Source organism: Paenibacillus etheri (assembly GCF_001012825.1).
GTDB lineage: Bacteria > Bacillota > Bacilli > Paenibacillales > Paenibacillaceae > Paenibacillus_AQ > Paenibacillus_AQ etheri.
This window is the reverse complement of sequence record NZ_LCZJ02000088.1, coordinates 1-704: the sequence shown is the minus strand read 5'-3', so window position 1 is coordinate 704 and position 704 is coordinate 1. Positions and strand designations below refer to the sequence as shown.

Below are 704 nucleotides of genomic sequence, written 5' to 3'. Positions count from 1 at the left end.
TCCTCCGCAGGTACTATTACTAACATCCTTGACGGCACCATTACTAGCGTGCTCGGTGCTACGATTACTGCGGGAACAATCACTAGTGTGCTTGGAGCGACCATAACAGCAGGTACTTTGTCTTCCGCGGGCACAGTTACCAACATCCTTAACGGCACCATCTCCAGCGTACTCGGAGCTACAATCACTGCGGGTACTCTGTCCTCCGCAGGTACTATTACCAACATCCTTAACGGCACCATTACTAGCGTGCTTGGCGCTACGATCACTGCGGGTACTTTATCCTCCGCTGGTACTATTACTAACATCCTTGAAGGCACCATTACTAGCGTACTCGGTGCCACAATCACTGCGGGTACTTTATCCTCCGCTGGTACTATTACTAACATCCTTGACGGCACCATTACTAGCGTACTTGGCGCTACGATCACTGCGGGTACTTTGTCCTCCGCAGGTACTATTACTAACATCCTTGATGGCACCATTACTAGCGTGCTCGGTGCCACAATCACTGCGGGTACTTTGTCTTCCGCGGGCACAGTTACCAACATCCTTAACGGCACCATTACTAGCGTGCTTGGCGCTACGATCACAGCGGGTACTTTGTCCTCCGCAGGTACTATTACTAACATCCTTGACGGCACCATTACTAGCGTGCTCGGTGCTACGATTACTGCGGGAACAATCACTAGTGTGCTTGGAGC

At 51.3% G+C, this 704-nt stretch carries 1 protein-coding gene; it reads left to right on the top strand.

What is annotated here, in order from left to right:
• Window positions 1–48: 48 nt before the first annotated feature.
• Window positions 49–704: hypothetical protein (locus tag UQ64_RS31455; RefSeq protein ID WP_425339632.1), on the top strand; the 656-nt coding region annotated here is incomplete at its 3' end.